Raw genomic sequence first — 3,189 nt, forward strand, 5'->3', positions numbered from 1 at the left:
GCGAATTCGATCTCGGCGACCAGCTCGGGCTTCAGCCAGTGCACGTCGCGGGTCTTGGGCGGCGCGTTCTTGCCGCCGAACGGGCTTTTGCCGGAAGCCACAGCCTTCAGCGCCGGCATGATACGCCGGACCTTGTCCTGGTCAAAGCCGGTGCCGACGAGGCCGACAAAGGCGAGATGATCGCCGCGATGGACGCCGGCCATCAGCGAGCGGAATTTGCCGTGGGTGGTTTTCCAGCCGCCGAGCACGACTTCGTGCCCCGCGCGGCACTTGGCCTTGGTCCAACTCTCCGATCGGCCGGAGCGATAGGGCGCATCGAGCTTCTTGGAGACGATGCCTTCCAGCGACAGCTTGCGCGCCGATTGCAGGATCGCGGCGCCGCCGCCTTCGAAATGCTCGACATAGCGGATCAGCCTGCGCTTGGCTTTGCCCTTCCCTTGCCGCGCCTCGAGCAATTGCTTCAGCCGCGCCTTGCGCTCGCCGAGCGGCAGCGCGCGAAGATCCTTCCCATCGGCAAACAGCAGGTCGAAGGCGAAAAAGATCAGATCATCGGTTTCGCCCTCGGACAACGCCGCCTGCAATGCGGAAAACTCCGGTGCGCCGTTGTCATCCAGCGCTGCGATCTCGCCATCGATCAGCACGTCGGGAAGCGTGCGTGCCTCTTTGGCGATCGCGGCGAACCTGCCGGTCCAATCCAGCCCCTTGCGGGTCTTCAAGGCGGCCGCGCCATCCTCGACGCGCAACTGCACGCGGTAACCGTCGAACTTGATCTCATGGCACCAGCCGTCCGCCGCGGGCGGGCGCTCGACCACACGGCAGAGCTGCGGCGCGACGAAATCCGGTATCGCGGCGACGATTTTCGCCCGGGATGTCCCGGTCGCGGCTTTTGTCTTCTTGCCCGATGGTGCGGGCGCTTGGGCTTTGGCACGGGTGTCCGCGGCTTCGCCCCGGTTCGAATGCCAGACCGCGTCGGCCCTGGTCTTGCCGCCCCTGGCCAGCATGAACGGTTTTGGCGCCCTGCCCTTGCCCTCGGCAATCTGGTCCATGGAGCGGCCGGAGGCGACCGACTTGTCTTCGTCCAGAATGTTGTTGGCCTTGCCTTCTTTGGCGAACTCGTCGCGGTGCTTGATCAGCAGCCAGTTGGTGCGCTTAGCCCCGTCGCGGTCGTGACGCATGCGCACCAGCACCCAGCCGCCATGCAGCTTGTCGCCGTGCAGGGTGAATTTCAGGTCGCCCTTGGTGAAGCCGCGATCGGGATCGTCGGATTCCCAGGTGCCGCGGTCCCAGAGCTGCACGGTGCCGCCGCCATACTGGTCGTCGGGAATGGTGCCTTCGAAATCGCCGTAATCGAGCGGATGGTCCTCGACCTCGACCGCCAGCCGCTTGTCGTGCGGATCGAGCGAGGGACCGCGCGTCACCGCCCAGGACTTGAAGACGCCGTCGAATTCGAGTCTCAGATCGTAGTGCAGCCGGGTGGCGGCGTGCTTCTGGATCACGAACCGCCGCTGTTTTGCGCCCGCCACCTTGACCTCGCCGGAAGGCTCCGCGGTCTTGTCGAAATCGCGCTTCCTCCGGTAGCTGGTCAGGTTCTTCAACGGCACGGGTCAGTCCTCATGCAGCACGTAGCCCGTAGGATGGGTTGAGCCCTTCGCGAAACCCATCACCTTGCCGCGGGACCCCGCGGCCGTTCGCCAAACGCCCCATCGTGATCGGAGACATCGCCCGCCCAATCCTCCGGATAGACTCCGAGTTTCATCATGCGATGGAATGACGAATAGGGCCAGTCTGCGACCCGCGCGACCAACCCATGTTTGACCGGATTGATATGGATGTAATCGATGTGACGGGCGAAGTCGCCCCCGTCGCGAATGGTATGCTCCCAGTAGCGCCGCTGCCAGATGCCGCGTTCGCCCTTGGCGGCGCGGCTGCCGGAAATCCGCTCGCCGGCCGGAAGGCGTCGCGAAAACCCCGATTTGATCAGTCGCCAGCGCGTGGCAAAATCGGCATCGCCTTCGGGCAGCGTCCAGGCTGCGTGGAGATGATCAGGCAGAACGACCATTGCGTCGATCGCGAACGAATGCTGCCGACGTACGTCGCGAAACGCGGCACGGAGTTCGTCGATGTGTTCCGTCAGCAGCCGAAGCCGCCGCTCCGCCAGATTGACGGTGAAGAAGAAGCTGCCTCCGGCAATGAAGTTGCGACGGTAGTCAGTCATGCCGCTCACTCGCCCGCTGACGTGATGGGTATCGCGGAGTTTATCACCGGGCGCGCGTTCGCGCGACCCGTTGGCTCAACCCATCCCACCACTTTCATCGCAATTGATGCGCACCAAGGTGATGGGTTTCGCGAGTGCTCAACCCATCCTACGCATTGCCGATCACTCCGCCGCCGCGCGGATTTCGGCCTTTTCGGCGCGCACGGCGCAGAACTTGAACTCCGGAATCTTGCCGAACGGATCGAGCGCCGGGTTGGTCAACAGGTTCGCCGCGGCTTCGGCGTAGCAGAATGGCATGAACACCATGTTTTCAGGCACGTCGCGATCGGCGCGCACCTTGACCTCGACCGCGCCGCGGCGCGTTGCCAGCCGAACGAGATCGCCCGGCCACACGCCGAGGCGCCGCATGTCCTTCGGCGACATGAACGCCACCGCCTCGGGCTCGATCTGGTCGAGCACGCTGGAGCGCCGGGTCATCGAGCCGGTGTGCCAGTGCTCCAGCACGCGGCCGGTCGACAGCACCATCGGATACTCGTCGTCGGGCACCTCATCGGGCGCGATCACACGCGCCGGCACGATCTTGCCGCGCCCGCTCGCGGTCGGGAAACCCGTGGTGAAGATGATCTCGTTGCCGGGCTTGTCGGGGTCGTCGACCGGATAGGTCACCGCGCCCTCGCGCTTAAGCCGCTCCCAGCTGATGTTCTTCAGCGACGGCATCACCTCTGTCATCTCGGTGAACACGTCGGCCGGGCCGCCATAGTTCCAGGACAGCCCCATCCGCTTGCCGATTTCCTGGATGATCCACAAATCCTGCCGCGCGTCGCCGGGCGGCTTGATCACCTCGCGCGCGAGCTGCACGCGGCGGTCGGTGTTGGTGAAGGTGCCGGATTTTTCCGCGAATGCCGACGCCGGCAGGATCACGTCGGCATGGAACGCGGTTTCGGTCACGAACAGATCCTGCACCACCAGATGAT

The 3,189-nt window shown here is 64.7% G+C and carries 3 protein-coding genes; all 3 read right to left on the reverse strand.

Annotated features, from left to right (window positions below; genetic code table 11):
• On the reverse strand, positions 1-1,601 hold a 1,601-nt coding region (gene ligD, locus WCE35_RS18450), incomplete at its 3' end, for a non-homologous end-joining DNA ligase (RefSeq protein ID WP_424594768.1).
• 59 nt (positions 1,602-1,660) lie between these two features.
• Entirely contained in the window at positions 1,661-2,215 is a 555-nt protein-coding gene (locus tag WCE35_RS18455; RefSeq protein WP_424594769.1) for an REP-associated tyrosine transposase, read from the reverse strand.
• A gap of 162 nt (positions 2,216-2,377) precedes the next feature.
• Positions 2,378-3,189 (reverse strand): molybdopterin oxidoreductase family protein (locus WCE35_RS18460; protein ID WP_424594770.1); only part of this gene is annotated, 812 nt, incomplete at its 5' end.

Source organism: Bradyrhizobium sp. (assembly GCF_049691595.1).
Lineage (GTDB): Bacteria > Pseudomonadota > Alphaproteobacteria > Rhizobiales > Xanthobacteraceae > Bradyrhizobium.